Source organism: Thermithiobacillus plumbiphilus, assembly GCF_038070005.1.
Taxonomy (GTDB): domain Bacteria; phylum Pseudomonadota; class Gammaproteobacteria; order Acidithiobacillales; family Thermithiobacillaceae; genus JBBPCO01.
Genome location: NZ_JBBPCO010000007.1, coordinates 42,365 through 62,230 on the forward strand (window position 1 = coordinate 42,365; position 19,866 = coordinate 62,230).

At 61.3% G+C, this 19,866-nt stretch carries 20 protein-coding genes; 18 read left to right on the forward strand and 2 right to left on the reverse strand.

The annotated features are described in order from the left end of the window. Nucleotides 1-283 precede the first annotated feature (283 nt). The gene (gene trmB / locus WOB96_RS08030; RefSeq protein WP_341370773.1) at nt 284-973 is read right to left on the reverse strand and encodes a tRNA (guanosine(46)-N7)-methyltransferase TrmB; all 690 of its coding nucleotides are present in this window, start codon (nt 971-973) and stop codon (nt 284-286) included. Between the two features lie 283 nt (nt 974-1,256). On the opposite strand from trmB, the gene WOB96_RS08035 reads away from it, so the two are divergent. From WOB96_RS08035 to WOB96_RS08045, 3 genes are all read left to right on the forward strand, one after another. Further along, a complete protein-coding gene (locus tag WOB96_RS08035) occupies nt 1,257-3,110 on the forward strand; it encodes a putative bifunctional diguanylate cyclase/phosphodiesterase (RefSeq protein WP_341370774.1) in 1,854 nt (617 codons plus the stop codon). Nucleotides 3,111-3,226: 116 nt separating this feature from the next. Beyond that, nucleotides 3,227-3,721, forward strand: a complete 495-nt coding sequence (gene purE / locus WOB96_RS08040) for a 5-(carboxyamino)imidazole ribonucleotide mutase (protein ID WP_341370775.1) — start codon at nt 3,227-3,229, stop codon at nt 3,719-3,721. Continuing rightward, nucleotides 3,718-4,854 (forward strand): 5-(carboxyamino)imidazole ribonucleotide synthase, encoded by a 1,137-nt coding sequence (locus tag WOB96_RS08045; protein ID WP_341370776.1) that lies wholly within the window; start codon nt 3,718-3,720, stop codon nt 4,852-4,854. The genes purE and WOB96_RS08045 overlap by 4 nt, the downstream gene beginning before the upstream one ends. 28 nt (nt 4,855-4,882) lie before the next feature. Here the strand turns inward: WOB96_RS08045 and WOB96_RS08050 are convergent, their stop codons facing one another. Next, nucleotides 4,883-5,782, reverse strand: a complete 900-nt coding sequence (locus tag WOB96_RS08050) for a LysR family transcriptional regulator (RefSeq protein WP_341370777.1) — start codon at nt 5,780-5,782, stop codon at nt 4,883-4,885. Between the two features lie 192 nt (nt 5,783-5,974). Between WOB96_RS08050 and WOB96_RS08055 the strand changes: the two genes are divergently transcribed. From WOB96_RS08055 to WOB96_RS08125, 15 genes are all read left to right on the forward strand, one after another. Further along, entirely contained in the window at nt 5,975-7,396 is a 1,422-nt protein-coding gene (locus tag WOB96_RS08055) for a form I ribulose bisphosphate carboxylase large subunit (protein ID WP_341370778.1), read from the forward strand. Between the two features lie 30 nt (nt 7,397-7,426). Then, entirely contained in the window at nt 7,427-7,762 is a 336-nt protein-coding gene (locus tag WOB96_RS08060; RefSeq protein ID WP_341370779.1) for a ribulose bisphosphate carboxylase small subunit, read from the forward strand. A gap of 57 nt (nt 7,763-7,819) precedes the next feature. After that, entirely contained in the window at nt 7,820-10,360 is a 2,541-nt protein-coding gene (locus WOB96_RS08065; RefSeq protein ID WP_341370780.1) for an alpha-carboxysome scaffolding protein CsoS2, read from the forward strand. Between the two features lie 18 nt (nt 10,361-10,378). Then, the gene (locus WOB96_RS08070) at nt 10,379-11,965 is read left to right on the forward strand and encodes a carboxysome shell carbonic anhydrase (RefSeq protein WP_341370781.1); all 1,587 of its coding nucleotides are present in this window, start codon (nt 10,379-10,381) and stop codon (nt 11,963-11,965) included. Further along, nucleotides 11,965-12,216 (forward strand): alpha-carboxysome shell vertex protein CsoS4, encoded by a 252-nt coding sequence (csoS4, locus tag WOB96_RS08075; protein ID WP_341370782.1) that lies wholly within the window; start codon nt 11,965-11,967, stop codon nt 12,214-12,216. Before WOB96_RS08070 ends, csoS4 begins: the two co-directional genes overlap by 1 nt. Before the next feature lie 8 nt (nt 12,217-12,224). Then, entirely contained in the window at nt 12,225-12,476 is a 252-nt protein-coding gene (locus WOB96_RS08080) for a carboxysome peptide B (protein WP_341370783.1), read from the forward strand. 33 nt (nt 12,477-12,509) lie between these two features. After that, nucleotides 12,510-12,806: an alpha-carboxysome major shell protein CsoS1 gene (gene csoS1, locus WOB96_RS08085; protein ID WP_341370784.1), complete on the forward strand. Its 297-nt coding sequence runs from the start codon at nt 12,510-12,512 to the stop codon at nt 12,804-12,806. A gap of 57 nt (nt 12,807-12,863) precedes the next feature. Next, nucleotides 12,864-13,199: an alpha-carboxysome major shell protein CsoS1 gene (gene csoS1 / locus WOB96_RS08090; RefSeq protein WP_341370785.1), complete on the forward strand. Its 336-nt coding sequence runs from the start codon at nt 12,864-12,866 to the stop codon at nt 13,197-13,199. Between the two features lie 29 nt (nt 13,200-13,228). Beyond that, on the forward strand, nt 13,229-13,639 hold the full coding sequence (locus WOB96_RS08095) for a ferritin-like domain-containing protein (protein WP_341370786.1): 411 nt from the start codon (nt 13,229-13,231) through the stop codon (nt 13,637-13,639). 14 nt (nt 13,640-13,653) lie between these two features. Beyond that, nucleotides 13,654-13,932, forward strand: coding sequence for a 4a-hydroxytetrahydrobiopterin dehydratase (locus WOB96_RS08100; RefSeq protein ID WP_341370787.1), 279 nt, complete (start codon nt 13,654-13,656; stop codon nt 13,930-13,932). 3 nt (nt 13,933-13,935) lie between these two features. Next, a complete protein-coding gene (gene parA, locus WOB96_RS08105; protein WP_341370788.1) occupies nt 13,936-14,568 on the forward strand; it encodes a ParA family partition ATPase in 633 nt (210 codons plus the stop codon). Further along, nucleotides 14,565-14,825: a hypothetical protein gene (locus WOB96_RS08110; RefSeq protein ID WP_341370789.1), complete on the forward strand. Its 261-nt coding sequence runs from the start codon at nt 14,565-14,567 to the stop codon at nt 14,823-14,825. The genes parA and WOB96_RS08110 overlap by 4 nt, the downstream gene beginning before the upstream one ends. A gap of 22 nt (nt 14,826-14,847) precedes the next feature. Then, a complete protein-coding gene (locus WOB96_RS08115; RefSeq protein ID WP_341370790.1) occupies nt 14,848-17,196 on the forward strand; it encodes a nitric oxide reductase activation protein NorD in 2,349 nt (782 codons plus the stop codon). 62 nt (nt 17,197-17,258) lie between these two features. Beyond that, nucleotides 17,259-18,062, forward strand: a complete 804-nt coding sequence (locus WOB96_RS08120) for a CbbQ/NirQ/NorQ/GpvN family protein (protein ID WP_341370791.1) — start codon at nt 17,259-17,261, stop codon at nt 18,060-18,062. Between the two features lie 124 nt (nt 18,063-18,186). Then, the gene (locus WOB96_RS08125) at nt 18,187-19,866 is read left to right on the forward strand and encodes an NADH-quinone oxidoreductase subunit 5 family protein (protein ID WP_341370792.1); all 1,680 of its coding nucleotides are present in this window, start codon (nt 18,187-18,189) and stop codon (nt 19,864-19,866) included.

Consider the following 19,866-nt stretch of genomic DNA (forward strand, 5'->3'; position numbering starts at 1 on the left):
GCTCATGACATGGGGGCCTTCCGGTTTGCTGTCAAGCCTTGCATCGTATCCTGTGGATAATTTTGTTTGTAAGTTGAAAAAGGCCATCCTCAGGCATGTCAGGCCAGAGAAAAGGCAACTGGAATGACGGACTTCAAATATCAGGAAATACTTCATTTCCAGCATTTCCGGGATCAGGACAAGGCTGGAAAAAACTGTTTTCGTCGTCGCAATCCGTGCAATGCCTGGCTGTGTAAAACTCCGTGGAATTCCTGTCTGCCGGCAGGGTCTGGCGGGTGATCGGCTATTCCTTGCGAAATGCCAGGTCGAACACGGCATGCCCAAGCCTTGTTCCACGGCGCTCGAATTTCGTCGGAATGCGGTTTTCAGGGCGTGGCGCGAAATTCCCCTTGCCAGCCAGGTTGCGCAGGCCGGGTAGCGTTTCGAGTACCTCCATCATCTGCTCGGCATAGTCGGCCCAGTCAGTGGCCAGTTGCAATTCACCACCGGGCCTGAGCCGATCGCGCAGGATTTCGGCAAATGCAGCCTGTATCAGTCTGCGTTTGTGATGCTTCTTTTTATGCCAGGGATCAGGGAACTGAATGTAAATGGCGTCCAGCGACTCTGCCACTATGCGGTCCCGCAGGAATTCCTGGGCATCGCTGCTTTCGACCCGGACATGGTCGCAATGCTGTGCCGCAAGGGCCTGCAGCAATTTGCCGATGCCGGGCCGATACACTTCCAGACCAATGAAATTCCAGTCTGGACGCGCCAGAGCCAGGCTCGCCAGATGCTCGCCGTTGCCAAAACCGATCTCCAGGCCCACCGGAGCACTGCGGCCGAACAGGGTGAGCATATCCAGTTGTCGTGGCTGCGCGGGAATGCCGTAGCGCGGCAGCAACTGTTCCAGGGCTTGCATCTGGGCAGGCGTGATGCGGCCTTCACGGCGGACGAAACTGCGAATCTGGCGTTGCGGTGGCAGGGAATCGGTCATGTCGGGTCTTTTCAGGGTGGTCCTGAGGCGAAGGGCCAGGGAGATCAGCGGCTGTATCATAGCGGCCTGGGAAACAGGGTCAAGGCAGTCTCAGCCCTGTTCGCAATCCCTGTCGGCGCGCAACTTGTAAAAACGGCGGAATATCCTAGATTGAAGGTAACGCGCCTGATCAGGGTACCGGGGCCGGTGCGCGTGCCGGCCCTTGATGATCCCTGTCAGGTTTTTGCCCGGCATTTGAGCCGGCATTGAACTCTTCCGCCAGCATGGACCAGAACGCACCCGCATGAATGCATTTCCAGACAAGAAGAAAAAGTCCCCGCCAGGACGGAATGGGCAGAGCGCGGTGCCGGTCGGGCAGGTACAGCAGGAAAATCCGGCCCTGCTCGCGTCCCTGAACGAGGTCGAATGGCTGCGGTCCCAGAACCAGTCGCTCAAGCGCATTCTGGCACAGCTTCATGGTCTGCTCGACGCCTTCCCCGATCCGGTGTTCATGAAGGACGAACGCAACGCCTGGATATACGCCAATCCGGCCATCCTCGAATTGTTTCGGTTGCCCGCCGATGCCTATCAGGGAAAAACCGACGGGGAACTGCTGCCTGCCAGGGATGCTGCCAAATGCATCGCCAGCGATCTGAAAACCATCCAGTCGCGCCACCTGAGTCTCAGCGAGGAAATCTTCCCCGGCGTGGATGGCGAGGTGCGTTATTTCGAAGTCTATAAGATGCCCCTGTTCGACCGGAGCAATGGCGAGTATCAGGGATTGATCGGCATCGGACGCGACGTCACCGCGCGCAAGCAGGCCCAGCATGAACTTGAGCACAGTCTGGCGCGCAACCGGCGTCTTGCCGAACACGATGAGCTGACCGGTCTCTATAACCGCCGTCAGTTCCGCCAGTTGCTGGAAAAGCGTCTGGCGGAGGCGGCAACAGGCCATGCCATGCTGCTCGTCGATATCGACAATTTCCGGTTCGTCAACGACACCTTTGGCCATGAGCGCGGTGACGCTTATATTTTGAGTCTGTCCTCGCTGCTCTTTGCCAACATGGGCCCGGGCGAGCTACTGGCGCGATCGGGTGGTGACGAGTTTTCACTTTTGATTCCCTTCACGAGTATCGAGGAGGTGAGCAGCCGGGCCCAGACCCTGTTGTCACTCTTCAGCCGCCAGGGCGAGGCCCTGGAAAGTGACGGCTTCTCGCCACCCACGGTCTCCATCGGCATCAGCCTGTCCGATAATGCCGGCAGTGCCGGTGAATTGCTCATGCAGGCGGATCTTGCCATGCACCAGGCGAAATCTGCCGGACGCAATACGGTATGTTTCTACGAACCGGCACAGCGCGATGATGTCTCGCGACGCCTGGGGCTTTATGGCCGCATCAAATCCCTGCTGCGTCAGCCCGACAGCCTCACGCTCCACTTCCAGCCCATCGTTGATCTGCAAAGCGGGGCCTGGCTGAAGGCCGAGGCCCTGTTGCGCCTGTGCCGGCCTGGGCAGGAAGATCTCTCGCCCTATGAGCTGGTCACCACCGCCGAGCAGTTTGGCTTGATGGGCGAACTCAGCCGGCGCGTGATCGACATGGCCTTTTCACAGAAGGCTGCCTGGGCTGGCTCCGGCATCCCCGGCATCACGCTGAGCATCAACCTGTCCGGCCAGAATTTCGACGATCTGAAATTGCTCGAATACATCTTCGAACGGGCCCACCACTATCGCATCGTGCCGGATGAAATCATCTTCGAGGTCACCGAAAGTCAGGCCATGCGCAATCTGGCCAAGTCCGCGCACTTCATTGCCACGCTGCAGGAGGTCGGCTTTCAATTCGCGCTCGATGATTTCGGTGTCGATTTCGCCTCCTTCAATTATCTCAAACGCCTGCCGGTCAATATCATCAAGATCGACGGCAGCTTCATCCGTGACATCGACAGCTGTCCGCGCGACCAGGCCCTGACCCGCGCCATCTGCGAAATTGCCCGGGCCTTTGGCATGCAAACGGTGGCCGAGCAGATCGAGAATGCCGAGACCCTGGCCCGTTTGCGAGAGATCGGCGTGTCCTATGGCCAGGGTTGGTATTTCGCCAGGGCCATGCCGGCTGAAATCTTTGCGGCGCAATGGGGCGTACAGTCCGCCTGCCCTCAGCCCTGAGCAGCGCCTTCACTTTATGCGCCTGGGCAGGTGCATTGCTCTCGACCCGTTATCACCCTAAAATCAGCGGTTTTCGATGATCCGCCCGGCACCATACCGGGCGCGCTGGAGTGATGATGGAAAAGATCCTCGTGGGCGTGGTAATGGGCAGTCAGAGCGACTGGGAGGTGATGCAGCATGCCGCCCATGCCCTGACTGCATTGGGCGTGCCCTTCGAAGCGCGTGTGGTCTCTGCCCATCGCACGCCCGATCTGCTGTTTGACTACGCCGCCAGCGCGGCGGGGCGCGGCCTGCGCTGCATCATTGCCGGCGCCGGTGGTGCGGCGCACCTGCCGGGCATGCTCGCGGCCAAGACCACCGTGCCCGTGCTCGGGGTGCCGGTACCCTCGAAGTATCTCAAGGGCATGGATTCATTGCTTTCCATCGTGCAGATGCCCAAGGGCATTCCCGTGGCCACCTTTGCCATCGGCGAGGCCGGTGCGGCCAATGCCGGTCTGTTTGCCGCCGCCATGCTGGCCTGCGCGGATGCGGTGCTGGCACAGCGGCTGGCTGACTTTCGCGCCCAGCAGACCGAGTCCGTGCTCGCCAAGCAATTGCCGGATATCGCGTGATCCTCCCCGAAGCGACCCTGGGCGTGCTCGGCGGTGGCCAACTCGGGCGCATGTTCACCATGGCCGCGCGCACCCTGGGCTATCGTGTCGTCGTGCTCGACCCCGACCCGCATAGTCCCGCCGGCAGCGTGGCCGACGAGCAGATCATTGCCCCTTATGCCGATGAAGCGGCACTGACGGTCCTGGCCGGGCGCTGTGCCGCAGTGACCACCGAGTTCGAGAACGTGCCTGCGGCCAGTCTGGATTTCCTGGCGGATCGCTGCCTCGTGCGACCAGGGGCCGCCGCGTTGCGCGTGGCCCAGGATCGGATCCAGGAAAAGACCTGGCTACGCGGGCAGGGCTTTGCCACCGCGCCTTTCGCCGTGGTCCGCAATCGCCGGGATCTCGAGGATGGCTTTGCCGGCATCGGCGGGCCAGCGCTCCTGAAGGTCAGCCGCTTTGGCTATGACGGCAAGGGCCAGGCACGGGTGGACAGCCTTGAGGAGGTACGCACCGCTTTCAGGGCGATGGGCGAAGAGGCCTGTGTGCTGGAAGGCTTCCTGCCGCTGGATCGCGAGCTCTCCGTGGTGCTGGCGCGCGGCTGTGATGGCGAAATCGCCAGTTTTCCGGTTGCCGAGAACCAGCACGAAAACGGCATTCTCGATCTGAGCATCGTACCTGCGCGAGTCGGCCATGCCACCGCGCAACTTGCCAGGGACATGGCCGAAAGCATCGCCCGGAAGCTCGACTACATCGGCGTGCTGGCGGTCGAATTCTTCCTGCTCAGCGATGGCAGTCTGCGCATCAACGAGATTGCGCCGCGCCCGCACAACAGCGGTCATTACACCCTGGATGCCTGCCTGACCGACCAGTTCGAGCAGCAGGTGCGCGCACTGTGCGGCCTGCCGCTGGGCGATACCCGTCTGCTCTCGCCGGTGGTCATGCTCAACCTGCTGGGCGATGTCTGGTGCGGCGAGCGGGCCCGCTGGGAAGCTGTCTTCCGCGAACCGGCAGCCAAGCTGCATCTCTACGGCAAGCGGGAAGCGCGCGCGGGACGCAAGATGGGACATGTCAACGTGCTGGCGGAAGACGTGGATGACGCCCTCTCCCGGGCCGAGGCCCTGCGCCGCAATCTGGCCTGCCCCGATCCCTGAGAGGCCCATCAGCCAGCGGCGCGACTGCTCAGGACAGCAGCTTCGATGCCTCCGCCAGCATGAAATCCTTGAAGCTCTGTGCCACCACGGACAGGCGCTTGTCCTCCCGGTGTACCAGATACCACTGCCGCTGAATCGGCAGCGTCTTGATATCCAGGACTACCAGTCTCCCAAGTTCCAGCTCCTGTTTGATGGTGTGCGTGGATACGATGGCCAGGCCCAGGCTTGCCTGCACGGCCTGCTTGATGGCTTCCAGGCTGCTCATCACCATGGCCGTGCGCAGTTGCACGCCACGCCTTGAAAAGAATTTCTCGGCGGCGCTACGGGTACCGGAGCCAGGCTCGCGCAACACGAACACTTCATCGGCCAGCCGGACCGGGTCGATGTTCTTCTGACGGGCCAGTGGATGATCCGGCGGTGCGATGACCACCAGCGGATTATAAAGGAAGGCATCCGCCACCATGTTCAGCTCCTCCGGGGGCTGGCCCATGATCGCCATATCGATTTCATTGTTTTCCAGTTGCTGCAGCAAGGTTTCCCGATTCGCCACGTCCATGCTCACGCCGATGCCGGGATAACGCTTGTGGAATGCCCCGAGCAGGGTGGGGGCGAAGTAGATGGCAGTGGTCGCCACCGAAATGTTGAGCCGTCCGCGCTGAATGCCCTTCATTTCCTCCAGCACCTCCCTGGCTTCGTCGAGCTGTTGGGAGATGTTGCGAGCATAGCGATGCAGTTCGCTTCCGGCATCGGTCAGAAAGATGCGCTTGCCGATCTGCTCGAAAAGCGGCAGGCCCACCACTTCTTCCAGTTGCTTGATCTGCATTGATACAGCGGGCTGGGTCAGGTAAAGTTCGGAGGCCGCACGGGTATAGCTCAGGTGACGGGCCACGGCTTCGAAGACTTTGAGTTGCCGGAAAGTGACGTTCATCACTGCAATCCCTGTGTGTCGTATCTTAAGGTAATGCTTATGGTAACAATCATAACATCTGATTGTTGCTTATGGTTCTGTTTCGCTATATTCATCCGCAACCCTAGTTAGCGCCCCCGGGCGCCGGCCCGGGGCGGGAGCGAACCGGTTATATCGTCCGTATTGATTCTAGTATTTAACGGAGGCCATCAAATGGCAGTCAAGACTTACAACGCTGGTGTGAAGGAATATCGCCAGACGTACTGGATGCCCGAATACACGCCGCTGGACACCGATCTGCTGGCGTGCTTCAAGATCACCCCGCAGCCGGGCGTGGACCGCGAAGAAGCCGCCGCCGCCGTGGCCGCTGAATCCTCCACCGGCACCTGGACCACGGTTTGGACCGATCTGCTGACAGATATGGACTACTACAAGGGTCGCGCGTACCGCATCGAGGACGTGCCTGGCGACGACACCGCTTTCTATGCCTTCATTGCCTATCCGATCGACCTCTTTGAAGAAGGTTCCGTGGTGAACGTGTTCACCTCGCTGGTGGGCAACGTGTTCGGCTTCAAGGCTGTTCGCGCCCTGCGCCTGGAGGACGTGCGCTTCCCGATCGCCTACGTCAAGACCTGTGGTGGCCCGCCCAATGGCATCCAGGTGGAACGCGACAAGCTGAACAAGTACGGCCGCCCGATGCTCGGCTGCACCATCAAGCCCAAGCTCGGTCTGTCCGCCAAGAACTACGGCCGCGCCGTGTATGAGTGCCTGCGCGGCGGTCTGGACTTCACCAAGGACGACGAAAACGTCAACTCCCAGCCCTTCATGCGCTGGCGTGACCGCTTCCTGTTCGTGGCTGACGCCATCCACAATGCCGAAGCCGAGACTGGCGAGCGCAAGGGCCACTATCTGAACGTGACCGCGCCGACCCCGGAAGAGATGTACAAGCGTGCCGAGTTCGCCAAGGAACTCGATATGCCCATCATCATGCATGACTTCCTGACCGGCGGCTTCTGCGCCAACACGGGTCTGGCCAACTGGTGCCGCGACAACGGCCTGCTGCTGCACATTCACCGCGCCATGCACGCCGTGATCGACCGTAACCCGCACCACGGTATCCATTTCCGCGTGCTGACCAAGGCCCTGCGTCTGTCCGGCGGCGATCACCTGCACTCCGGCACCGTGGTTGGCAAGCTCGAAGGCGACCGCGAGGCCACCCTGGGCTGGATCGATCTCATGCGCGAATCCTTCATCCCCGAAGACCGCAGCCGTGGCATCTTCTTCGACCAGGACTGGGGCTCCATGCCTGGCGTCTTCCCGGTCGCTTCCGGCGGTATCCACGTATGGCACATGCCGGCCCTCGTGAGCATCTTCGGTGACGACTCCGTGCTGCAGTTCGGTGGCGGCACCCTGGGCCATCCCTGGGGCAATGCGGCCGGCGCCGCGGCCAACCGCGTGGCGCTGGAAGCCTGCGTCGAGGCCCGCAACGAAGGTCGCCAGGTCGAGCGCGAAGGCAAGGAGATCCTGACCGAGGCCGCCAAGCACAGCCCCGAGCTCAAGATCGCCATGGAAACCTGGAAAGAGATCAAGTTCGAGTTCGACACCGTCGACAAGCTCGACGTGCAGAACCGTTGATCCATCATACAAAGTTAAAGGAATCGAATCATGGCTGATGTCCAGGATTACAAGCAGGAAACCAGGTACGAAACGTTCTCCTATCTGCCCACGCTGTCTTCCGACGCCGTGCGCAAGCAGATCCAGTTCATGGTAAACCAGGGCTGGAATCCGGCGGTCGAGCATGTAGAGCCGTCGCGGTCCTTCAATCACTTCTGGTACATGTGGAAACTCCCGATGTTTGGTGAGCAGAACGTGGATCGTATCCTGGCCGAACTCGAGGCCTGCCGCCGGGAATACCCCAATCACCTCATCCGGTTGATTGGCTATGATAATTATTCCCAGAGCCAGGGCCTGTCATTCGTCGTGTATCGCGGCGGCAGGTAGTAAAAATCACACCGGGGCTTCGGCTCCGGTGTCCAAATGCAAGCATGAGGGAAAACCATGCCTGAACAGACTGCATTGAGTGGCCGGGAGTTGTCCCGGACTCGACGTGCCATGCTGGCCCAGAGTGGCAAGAGCGGGGCGGCAAAGGCCGTTGCCCGTCCGACCCGAGCGGCAGCGCCGAAGCCCGTCGAGAGTTCTGCTTCGTCTAGATCGGTGCAAAGTCCCGCTCCGGTAAGTCGGGAAACGGCACAGACTGCATTGAGTGGCCGGGAGTTGTCCCGGACTCGACGTGCCATGCTGGCCCAGAGTGGCAAGAGCGGGGCGGCAAAGGCCGTTGCCCGTCCGCAAGCGCCCAGGCCGGTTGAAAGCCGGGCGGTGCCAGCCCCTGTGGAAGCACAGCCTTCCAGGAACGCTTCTCCGGCAGCAGCGGCGCCAAAGGTCGATACAGCGCTGGATTCCCTGTGCGAAATCGTTGAGCAAGATCCATCGGCGCTCGGCGACAACAGTAATGAAGTACGCAGGATCTGTCGTGACCGGCGTCGCGCCCTGGCGACTCAAGGCAAGAGCGCCTTGCCCGCCAGGCCAGGCACGCAGGCGCGGCAACCTGATGGTCGGAGCGCATCTGCCAACCGCATGGATGCAAATGGCAGTGGAAGATTGACCGCCAAGGAGCGGCGCGCCGAAATGAGCCGCATTGGTCGTGGCAGTGCCCCGCCAGCGCGTCCCGTAAGGGAACGGCCGAAAGGTGCCGCGCCAGTGAAGGTGGAAGTCGGTACCACCCTTTCCGGCATGGCTGTGACCGGCACCATGGTGGAGCGCAACCCGCAGATTACGGGCGGCGAATCCGGGACCTGCAGGAACATCACGGGCACGGAGTACATTGGCGCGGAACAGTTCGATACGTTCTGCGGCACGCGCCCGGAACCTGCCAGCCCCAGAGTGGCCGTGACCACGACAGGCTTCGGCAACCGCGTCACCACCAACGCGCCTGTCGGGCGTTCCAACCGGATGACCGGTGACGAGGCGGGTAGCTGCAGGTCGGTCACCGGTGTCGAGTACCTGGGGGACGAGCACTTTGCGACCTTCTGCGAAAGCAAGGGCCTGACGAGTCGCCCGGAAAAGGTGGTCATGGGCATGACCGCTCGCAAGGGGCTTCCGGTATCCGGCAGCGATGAGGCACGCCCTGCGCGGATCACCGGCTTTGAGCACGGCGCCACACAGAACGTCACCGGATCACAGTATGCGGATGCTGGTGTGTCTCGCATGACCATCAATGGCCCGGCCAAGGTGGCGCTGACGCATACCCTGGCAGGCCGCCCGGTTTCAGGCACGGTCGTGGGGGCCTCGGTCAAGGTGACGGGCGAGGAGGCGGGTTTGTGCCGGAATGTCTCAGGCACCGAATACCTCTCGACCGAGCAGTTCCAGTCGATTTGCAATACCAGGGCCGAGCCTGCGCCAGCCAAGGTTGGCGTTGACAAAAGTCTGGGTGGGCAGCGCATCACGGGCAACCTGGTGGACGCTTCCGAGAAGGTGACCGGTAACGAGCCTGGGACAAACGAGCGCGTAACTGGCGCCCAGTACGGTTCCCCGGCAATGCGCCGCAACAGTGTCGAGAAGGTTGCGGAAATGCGCACCCTGGCAGGTCGCGCAATGACAGGCACCATGGTGGGCCGAGACCCAAAATTGACCGGTGACGAGCACGGAGGGTGCCAGCCCGTCACCGGTACCGAGTACTACGGTCGTGAATCCTTCGACGCGTATTGCTCAGGCACCCCGGCACCCGCCGCCGCCAAGGTGGGATTGAGCCAGACCGGTCGCGGTCTGGTCATGTCCGGCACGATGCTGGAGCGATCCGAGCATGTGACCGGAAACGAACCGGGCAGCAGTCTACCCATCAGTGGAACGCCATACGCCGGTCAGCCTCTGGCAGCCAGTGGTGCTGGAGACTACGCGGCAATGCCGGCGGCCACCATGGCTGGGAGCCGCATGCCACCCCGGCGCTCGCGGTTTCTGGCACCGGCTGACATGCCCATGCCACAGATGCCTGAACCTGTGGTGGTAGAGGAGCGCAGGCCTGCTGGCTTCAGTATCAACTCGCCGGCACGTTATGCCCAGGAGGCGCGAAAACGGGTGACTGGTAGCTTTCATGGTGGAAGCAGCACCATTACCGGTCCTTCAGCCATGGCGGATGGCCTGGTTTCCGGTACTCCGGAGTTCCGCTACCGTGATGACATGGGTGCTCAGCGTGCAGTCCAGCCCGCTCCGGTCCTTGTCCAGCCCGCTGTGGCCCCGGCTCAGATGGTAGCCGCTGCGGCAGAGGTCCCCCCGCCATCCCGGATAACGGGTGACGGTCGCGAGGCGGGAACCCGGATAACGGGTGACGACTGGACCCGCAGCGGTCGGGTGACAGGCACGGAGGGACGTTGGGCCCAAAGCCGGAATCCCACTCTGCGAGGCGAGGTGCGCAACATGATCCCGTTTGCCCGTGCAAACAAGGAAGTGGAGCGCGTAGAGGTGCCACCAGCCAAGGTTACGGGCGCAAGCGGCAATAGCGCCAAGGGAGCGATGATCACCGTTTCTGGCGGGGCCAGGGGCTAATCTGAGGGAGAGCTTGATATGAACACCCGCAATGCCTATGCCCTGCGCGCCCGTAGCGCTCCCTCCGGGGGGCGCCGTCGGGGCAACTCGCCCGAACCGCGCGGCGATCAGGCAGCGGCACCGCAGTCAAGGGCGAAGGCGAGCTTGCCTGGTCAGATGGCAGCAATATCGCACAGCACAGGGACGTCCAGCCGGGTTGTTCGCTTCGGACGCCATGCACTGGTCGATCAGGCAACCAATGCGCGTCTGGCTCTCTGCGAGAAGACAGTGAAGGGCCGCTTCGATGGTATCGTACCGACCTTGAAGGAGATCTCCGCCCTGCAGCACGAGCCGGATTTCCCGGCGCGTGCCCAGGCAGTGGCCTTGCAGCAGCTGGGCCATGAGTTGCCGGCAGAAATCCTGGAGAAGGCCTGGGTATCGGGGCTCGATCTGAAGGCGCTGTTTGTTTACAGCAAATTCCAGGCGCTCAAGCTTTCGGCGGTGCAGTTCTCCGAGGATCTGAAAAGGCAGGCTGAATCAGCGCAGGATGCCCAGAACTTCTTTCTGGACTGTGGTTTCCATGCCGTGGATATCAGTGCCTGCTCCGATGGGCGGCTGAAGGGTCTGATGCGCTACATCCTGCGTCTGCCCGTCACCTCATTGACCAGGCGTACGGCATACGCTGGCACCCTGTTCGATGTGGAAAGTGATGTGCAGCACTGGGTGGCAACGGAATTGAGCCGTTTCCGTGAGGGCGTGCCAAGCACCTCGGACTCCGGCACCCGGTACCTGAAAGTGGCGGTATATCACACCAGTTCCTCGCAGCCCTGCAAGCAGGGGTGTGCGGCACACGGCAGCAATGAGCATCAGGCCCTTGAGGCTGCCTTGGAGCGTCTCTACCAGTTCCGCCAGGCCATCGAGAATGCCTTTTGTTGCGGGGCCAGTACCGACCTGCTGCTGATCGGGGTGGATACGGATACGGACGCCATCAAGGTCCATGTGCCTGACGCCAAGGGGGATCTGTCGGCATATCGCTTCGTCGACAATGCCCAGGTTTATGCCGACACCCTGGATCTGAGCGCAGACCGGGCGCGCCTGGCAGTATACGACGCCGTGCGTCAGGCCAGTCAGGCCAGTGGCTGGGGGGTTGGACAGGGCGAACCTCATGAAGGTATGCGGCGCCTGATCACGAATCTGCTCATCAACAATCTGTCGCAGATTGAATATGTGGGAGAGCTGTATGGTGGCCGTTATCCCGACATTGGTCATGCCGAGCGCTATGTCATCGTGGGTGACGGCATTGAAGAAGTACAGATGCGCAACATCTCCTACTATGCCCATTTGAATACGGTCGAGGAAGGGGCGGCGGATCTGGATGTCGGCATCAAGATCTTCAAGGGGCTGAATGTAAGCCGCGGCTTGCCCATTCCGGTGGCCATCCACTATCGCTATGACCTGCGCGTGCCTGGTTCTCGCGATCGCGCGGTTGCCAAGGCGCAAAGGGTGCAGTCTGCCATCATGGCGCGCTATCCCGAGCTTTGTGCGACAGGTATGCTGGCTTGCCATCTCTCTGTGCAGGATCTGCCCTTGGGCAGTCCGGTAGAGAATGTGGAAGGAGATTGTTGATGAAGATCATGCAGGTTGAAAAAACGCTGGTCTCCACCAACCGGATCGCCGAACTCGGGCACCGTCCCCTGCTGGTGGTGCGGGAAAAGGCCGGCGGTGGGCGCCAGGTGGCGGTGGACGCCATCGGTTGCATCCCCGGCGACTGGGTGATCTGTGTCGGTTCGTCCGCGGCGCGCGAGGCTGCTGGCAGCAAGGAATATCCATCCGATCTGACCATCGTCGGCATCATCGACCACTGGAAGGCCGAGTAGAGGACGTCATGGAAATCATGCGGGTATGTTCCGAATTGGTGGCGACCCGGCGAGTGGCCGGCCTGAAGAAAATGTCCCTGCGCGTCCTTGCGGACGAGCAGGGCAAACTGAGCGTTGCCTGTGACCCGGTTGGTGTGCCGCCGGGTAAGTGGGTCTTCACCGTGAGCGGCTCGGCCGCACGGTACGCGGCTGGTGATGTCACGGTTCTGACCGACCTGACGATTGCCGGAATTATCGATCAATGGGATCCGCAGGGTTAACCTGCTTTTTGGTGCATTTTAAAGGAGCAATAAATGGCTGAAAGAAATGGTATTGCGCTGGGCATGATCGAGACCCGTGGTCTGGTGCCCGCTATCGAAGCGGCTGATGCCATGACCAAGGCAGCGGAAGTGCGTCTGATTGGTCGTCAGTTCGTCGGCGGTGGTTACGTCACCGTGCTGGTACGTGGCGAAACCGGTGCCGTGAATGCCGCGGTTCGCGCTGGCGCTGATGCCTGCGAACGCGTTGGCGACGGCCTGGTTGCTGCGCACATCATTGCCCGCGTCCACTCTGAAGTAGAGAACATCCTGCCCAGGGCTGCGGAAGTCTAAGGCGGATTGCCCGGGATCCGCCAAGGATCCCTTGAATCATATTTCAAGGAGCAAGAAATGGCTGAATATACTGGTATTGCGCTGGGCATGATCGAGACCCGTGGTCTGGTGCCCGCTATCGAAGCGGCTGATGCCATGACCAAGGCAGCGGAAGTGCGTCTGATTGGTCGTCAGTTCGTCGGCGGTGGTTACGTCACCGTGCTGGTACGTGGCGAAACCGGTGCCGTGAATGCCGCGGTTCGCGCTGGCGCTGATGCCTGCGAACGCGTTGGCGACGGCCTGGTTGCTGCGCACATCATTGCCCGCGTCCACTCTGAAGTAGAGAACATCCTGCCCAGGGCTCCCCAGATCGGGGGCGGACGTGACGGCGAGATCATCGCGCAGAATGGTTGAGTCTAGCCTTCATGCTGGCTAATCCACGTGTGATCGGCTATCTGACGCAGGCGCTGCACCACGAGATGAGCGCGGTGCAGCACTACCTGACCCAGTCAAGCCTCTGTGAGCTGTGGGGCATGTCGGCAGAGGCCGCGAGTTTCCGTAACGAAGCAAATGAAGAACTGGTCCATGCGAACCGGCTGATACAACGCATGCTGATACTCGGTGTTGCACCCAACGCCACCCAGCTTGCGCCTGTCCGGCCGGGTCGTACTCTGGCGGAAATGCTGGTACTGGACCGGCAACTCGAACTGGACGCGGTACGCCTCTACCATGATGCGGCTGCATATTGCGCCCGCTTTGGCGATGGGGAATCCGCGCATCTGTTCGAAGCACTGATGCATGATGAGGAATCTCATCTGGGCGAGCTGGACAGCATGTTGGCTGCCCTTTCTTGACACGGAGCAAAGCCATGCTTATTGAACAGGCATCCGCCGCTGGCTGGCAGGTACAAAAGCGCCCGGCGCAGATGACCCGTCGACTGGATTTCTCCTCTTATAGTGAAACCCGGGTGTTTCTCGACCAACTCGCCGAGTTGTCCGAGCGCACGGGTTATTTTCCCAATCTGAATTTCGGCAAGACGCATGTGAACGTCAGCATTGCTGCGCGTGGCGACTCACTGGACCAGGAAGAGCTTGATTTTGCCTCTCAGGTCGATGCCCTTGCTGGGCAGCCACAGGGGCAGTCCTAAACCGTGTCCGGTCGGCTGATCGCCCTCGCCAACCTGAAAGGCGGCTGCGGCAAATCCACGCTCGCCCTGAATCTTGCAGCCGGATTGACCCGGCGGGGCAAGGTCGCACTCGTCGATGCCGATCCCCAGGGAGCCCTGCAGCACTGGTCGGACTGGTCGCCCATGGAAGGCGATTCGCAAATCAGTGTCTTTTCTGGAGACCCGCTGGAAAAGCTGGCGCAGGCCGCAAAAACTCACGCGTATGTCGTGGTCGACTGCCCGCCATCTCTGGATATGAATCTCACGGGCGAACTGCTGGAGAAGGTCGATACGGTGCTGATTCCGGTACTGCCTTCACCCCTTGATCTGTGGGCCAGCGCGGGTACGGTGGAATCTGTGCGCAAGGCGCGGGAAGTGAATCCCGGATTGCGCCCCTGGCTGGTGCTGAATCAGGTCGAGCCGGGCAGTGCCCTGTCCCGTGCGATGTCGCAGGCTCTGGCCAATCTCGATCTGCCCGTGCTACGCGAAGGTGTGCGCCGGCGAGCGGCATATCGCCTGGCCATGCTGGAAGGCAAGAGCGTTTACCAACTGAATGCCCGTGGCCGTGATGCGGTGCGGGAAATCGAATGGATTCTGGAAGAGGTGTTGCGCCCATGAAGAACCTGGAAGACAAGCTGGCCGCCAGTATCAAGCCTGCACGGCCGAAATCCTCCCCGAAGGCGAAATCTTCTGATGCTGAGGTTTCCAAGGCTGCCGGCGAGCACCAGAGTACGGCCAGCAAGCCAGCGGAACAGCAGCCTGCGGCAGAACGTCCGGCATCTCGGCAACAGTCCAAGGAAAAGCCAGCTGCCGCTACGCCTGATCTGAATGGCCAGACCCAGCCACTGCACCCAAAGCGCGTCTGGCCGGACTGAGGGCATTGCTCGGAGTAAGTCTATGTCGATTCAACTGGCCGAATACCAAGATCTCCTCGACGAACTGGGTGATCAAGCCGGCGATGTGCTCAAGGCCTCCTGGAATGAGGCTGCCCGGGTATTCAGCCCACGGGGACTGGATGCCTATATCAAGGGCGCGGCCGGCCTGAAGGCTCTGGGGCGGGGTACCGACCTGGTCATTTCCTTCATTGAAAGCGCGCCGCAGGTTGCTCGGGAAATCGGGGAACAGGCTGTTTCAGAACTGCTCTCCAGCGCGATCCGGATGTACTCGAAAACCAGCGTCAGCGTCATCATCCAGCTGTTTTCGACTGCGCCGACCGCGGCTGCACGCCTGGGCGAGCTCGAACTCTTCACGGATTATCTCAGCCTGCTGGACAACCTGTTGTCGCAGGTGCCACGCGCTATCCGGCCGATGCTGGAAAATCTCGACGTGCTGCTCGGTCACCTCACCCTCGGTGGCTTGCGCCGCTGGGCCATGTGGGGCGCGTCAGCGCACCGCATGGATTTCGAGGCCCAGGTGAAGTACTTCGGGCTGGAGAGCGAGGATTCGCTCGCGGTCATGAAAAAGGAGCAGCGCGGCGTGCTGTTCGTCGACGTGCAGCGTCGGCTGATCATGTACCTGCGCGCCCTGTGGGGCAGAGACTTCTTTCTGCGCCCGACCTCGGGCGACTTCGAAAGCCGCGAGGGCTACCGCCCCTATATCGAGCAGTACTTCATCCATCTGCCGGATGCCTTCGACGACTATGCCCAGCCGGGTCTGGATGAAGATGCCGAAAAGGTTCCCGGCCTGGAGGTCTATCGCGCCGCCGCTGCCCATGCCGCTGCCCACATGGTGCATTCCCGCTACGACCCGCAGGCCGAAACCACCACGCCGTTGCAGCGAGCCATGATCGGGCTGATCGAGGATGCCCGGGTCGAGGCACTGGCCATGCGCGCCCTGCCTGGTCTGAAGCAGCTCTGGCTGAAGCTGCTGCCCGCGGATCCGGCTCAGGATGAAGGTTTCGGCTCTCTGCTGGACCGGATTGCGCGGGCCCTGGCGGACGAGGAGTACCGCGACAATCATCCCTTGGTACGCAATGCGCGAGAGCTCCTCAACGCGGCTCTGACGCGTCTGAGCGAGCCCGATATGGCGCGCGAGATCGGCCTGGTACTGGCTGAGGAGGCCCGTGCACTCGGACTTTCCTACAACCCGCGCACCGATCTGCCCAGCAATCCCTACCGCGACGACAATCGCCTTCTCTGGCAGGAGCCGGGCGAGAACGGCGATACCGTCCTCCTGCCCGGCCAGTCGGCCCAGGTCCGCAAGTACGTCAGCATCATGCAGATGATCAACACCCTGGATGTGGAAACGGCCGGGGATGATGCGCAGGAAATCTGGGTGTTGCCCACGCCGCTTTATGATGACGACGGCACCACCTGGAACGAGCGTGAAGGCAAGGAGCCGGTATCCTCACCCTTTCATTACTCGGAGTGGGATTATCAGACCCAGTTGGAGCGCCCGCAGTGGAGCACCCTGCTGGAGAAGCGGCCCAGGAGCGGCAATCTTGAAGTGGTCGAGGACATTCTCGAAAAATTCAAGCCGATCGTGCGTCGCATCAAGAACCTGATCGAGTCCATGCAGCCGCAGGGTCTGGTGCGGCAGCGCAAGCAGGAGGATGGCGACGAGATCGACCTTGATGCGGCCATTCGCGCCATGATCGATATCCGCATGGGCATGATGCCGGATCCACGCATCGGCATTCGTACGACGCTGAATGTGCGCGATCTGAGCGTGCTGTTGCTCATCGATCTGTCCGAATCCACCAATGACAAGGTGCGCGACGCCAATGCCGATGTCACGGTGCTGGACCTCGCGCGCGAGGCGGCGACCCTGCTGGCGGAAGCCCTGGCCAAGATCGGCGATCCCTTTGCCATCCATGGTTTCGATTCCAACGGCCGGCATGACGTGGAGTATTACCGCTTCAAGGACTTCGACGAGTCTTACGATGACAAGGTCAAGGCCAGGCTGGCCGGCATGAGCGGGCAGCTCTCCACCCGCATGGGTACCGCGCTTCGCCATGCCGGCAGCGTCCTGCGCCGTCAGCACAGCCACAAGAAGCTGCTGCTGGTGCTGACCGACGGCGAACCGGCCGACAATGACGTGCGTGATCCGCAATATCTGCGTTTCGACGCGAAGCGGGCGGTGGAGGAATTGACCAAGAGCGGCATTCACACTTACTGCCTGAGTCTCGATCCTTATGCCGATGAATATGTGTCGCGCATCTTTGGGGCCAAGAACTACATGGTCCTGGATCATGTCTCGCGCCTGCCGGAGAAGCTTTCCACCCTGTATCTGGGACTGACGCGCTGAAGCCGGATCATGATCCATGCTGCGAATTTGCAGATGGATAAAGCAGATAATCACTTTGGAGAATGACGATGAACCTGGACCAGTATTTCATCAAGCAGCAACCCTATTACCGCCCGGTGGCCGATGAGGTGGAACTCTACGAAGCGGCCTACTCCGTGCGCATGCCGATGATGCTCAAGGGCCCGACGGGCTGCGGCAAGACGCGTTTCGTCGAGTACATCGCCTGGAAACTCGGCAAGCCGCTCATCACCGTGGCCTGCAACGAGGACATGACCGCCAGTGACCTGGTCGGTCGTTTCCTGCTCGACGTCAACGGCACCCGCTGGCAGGACGGCCCCTTGACTATCGCCGCCCGCAACGGCGCAATCTGCTATCTGGACGAAGTGGTGGAGGCGCGTCAGGACACGACCGTGGTGATTCATCCGCTGACCGACAATCGCCGTGTGCTGCCCCTGGAAAAGAAGGGCGAGCTGGTGCATGCCCATCCGGATTTTCAACTGGTGATTTCCTACAATCCGGGCTATCAGAGCCTGATGAAGGATCTGAAGCAGTCCACCAAGCAGCGTTTCGGTGCGCTGGACTTCAATTATCCCCAGCATGATATCGAAGTCGAGATCGTGGCCCACGAATCCGGGGTGGACCGGTCCACCGCCGACAAGCTGGTGTCGATTGCCGAGCGCGCCCGCAACCTCAAGGGCCACGGCCTGGATGAAGGCATCTCCACCCGCATGCTGGTATATGCCGGATCACTGATTGCCACGGGGGTGAGTCCTACGGCTGCCAGCCGCGTGGCCCTGGTGCGACCCATCACCGATGATCCCGATATGCGTGATGCGCTTGACGCCGCGGTGACCACCTTCTTCTGAGCAGGCTTTGCGGCTCCTGAAGCCGGCTGGGGCGCAGCAACTGTTGCATGCAGGTGTTGCGCCCTTTTGCTTGTCCGTGCCGCGGCATGCCTGAACACCACTTCCATACGGGGAAATTGACGCAATGGACAAGCTGATCGTCTTGCTTCCGGCCATACCCTTGTTCTCGGCCGTGTTGATCACGCTTTTTTCCGGCAGGTCGCAGCGGGGGCTGGCCCGACTGAGTGTCGCCTTTACGGTGCTCACCTTCGGGCTCGCTGCGGTATCGCTGGGCCTGTACCTGAGCGCGCGCGACAGCCACTGGTTATTATTCGGACCGGGCTGGGGCAGCCTGTTCTTCGATCCCCTGAGCAGCATCATGTCCCTTGTCGTTGCGGGCATCAGCATGGTGGTGCATGTCTATTCCGTGCGCTACATGGCCGAGGAGCGGGGCTATGTGCGCTTTTTCGTGCTGCTCGACCTGATGACAGCCATCATCCTGCTGATGGTGGCTGCGGGAGACCTCATTACCCTGCTGATCGCCTGGCATCTGGTCGGGGTGCTGCTCTATTTCCTGCTCGGCCATGACCTGCAGCGCTCCACCGCACAACGCTATGCCTTCTGGACCTTCTTCACCTATCGACTGGGCGATCTGCCGCTGGTTCTCGCGGCGGCCCTGCTGTACCAGGCCTTCGGCACCCTGTCCCTGCCGGCGCTGTTCGAACAGATCGCCGCCGCCCCGGATACCCAGACCATGTTCGGGCTGCCGCTGAGCTCGACGGTCGCCCTGCTGGTGGCGCTTGCCGCCTTTGCGCGTTCGGCGCAGTTTCCGCTGCATACCTGGCTCCCCTACACCATGGAGGGTCCGACCCCGGTCTCGGCCCTGATGCATGCAGGCATCGTCAATGCCGGTGGCTTCATCATCACGCGTTTCGCCCCGGTATTCGTGCATGCCGGCGAGGTGCTGCATCTGGTGTTCGCGGTTGGCCTGATCACGGCCATCCTTGGCTCGGTGCTGATGCTGACCCAGAACGACATCAAGAAGTCTCTCGGCTATTCCACCATGGGACAGATGGGATTCATGTTCGTCGAGATCGGCGTGGGCGCCTTCTCGCTGGCGATCTATCACCTGATCGCGCATGGGCTCTTCAAGGGCACGCTTTTTCTCGGTGCAGGTGGGGTGATCGGCGATGCGCGCAGGCATGACGGCGTACCGCAGGACGAAGTCTATACCTTCGTGGTCGAGCGCAAGCCGGTGGCTTCCAGGCTGCCCTGGGTAACCGCGGCCGTCATTACCGTGGTGGTTCCCTTTGTGATCCTTGGCCTGTCTCACTGGCTGGTGGGCGGCGATTTCGTCGGCCAGCAGGGGGGCATCATCATGCTGTTCTTTGGCTGGGTCACGGGCGCGCAGTTGCTGTTTGCGACCTATCGCCTGCATGCCGAGAGTCCCTGGCGGCTGATGGGCATGATCATCATGTCGCTGGTCATCGTGGTGCTCGGATATACTCTGGTTGAGCACGCCTTCAGTGAGTTCCTGTTCCCGGACCATCATCTGAGCGAGCGCCTCTATGCGGCGGCCAGCATCCCCTGGGCGACTTTCGATATCCTCATCGTGGTACTGACGGCCGGCATCGTCCTGGGCTGGCTGGCGGCCTACTACACGGCCGCCAAGGGCCGGACCAGTGATGGCAAGGCTTCAGGCCTGAGGCTGGCATTCTATTCGCTGATTTCCCGCGAATTCTATGTCGCTGATGTCTATACCTGGTTGACGCAGACCGTGCTCAGCCTGTCCAGACGTCTCAACGGCTTGCTGAGGTGGGTGTGA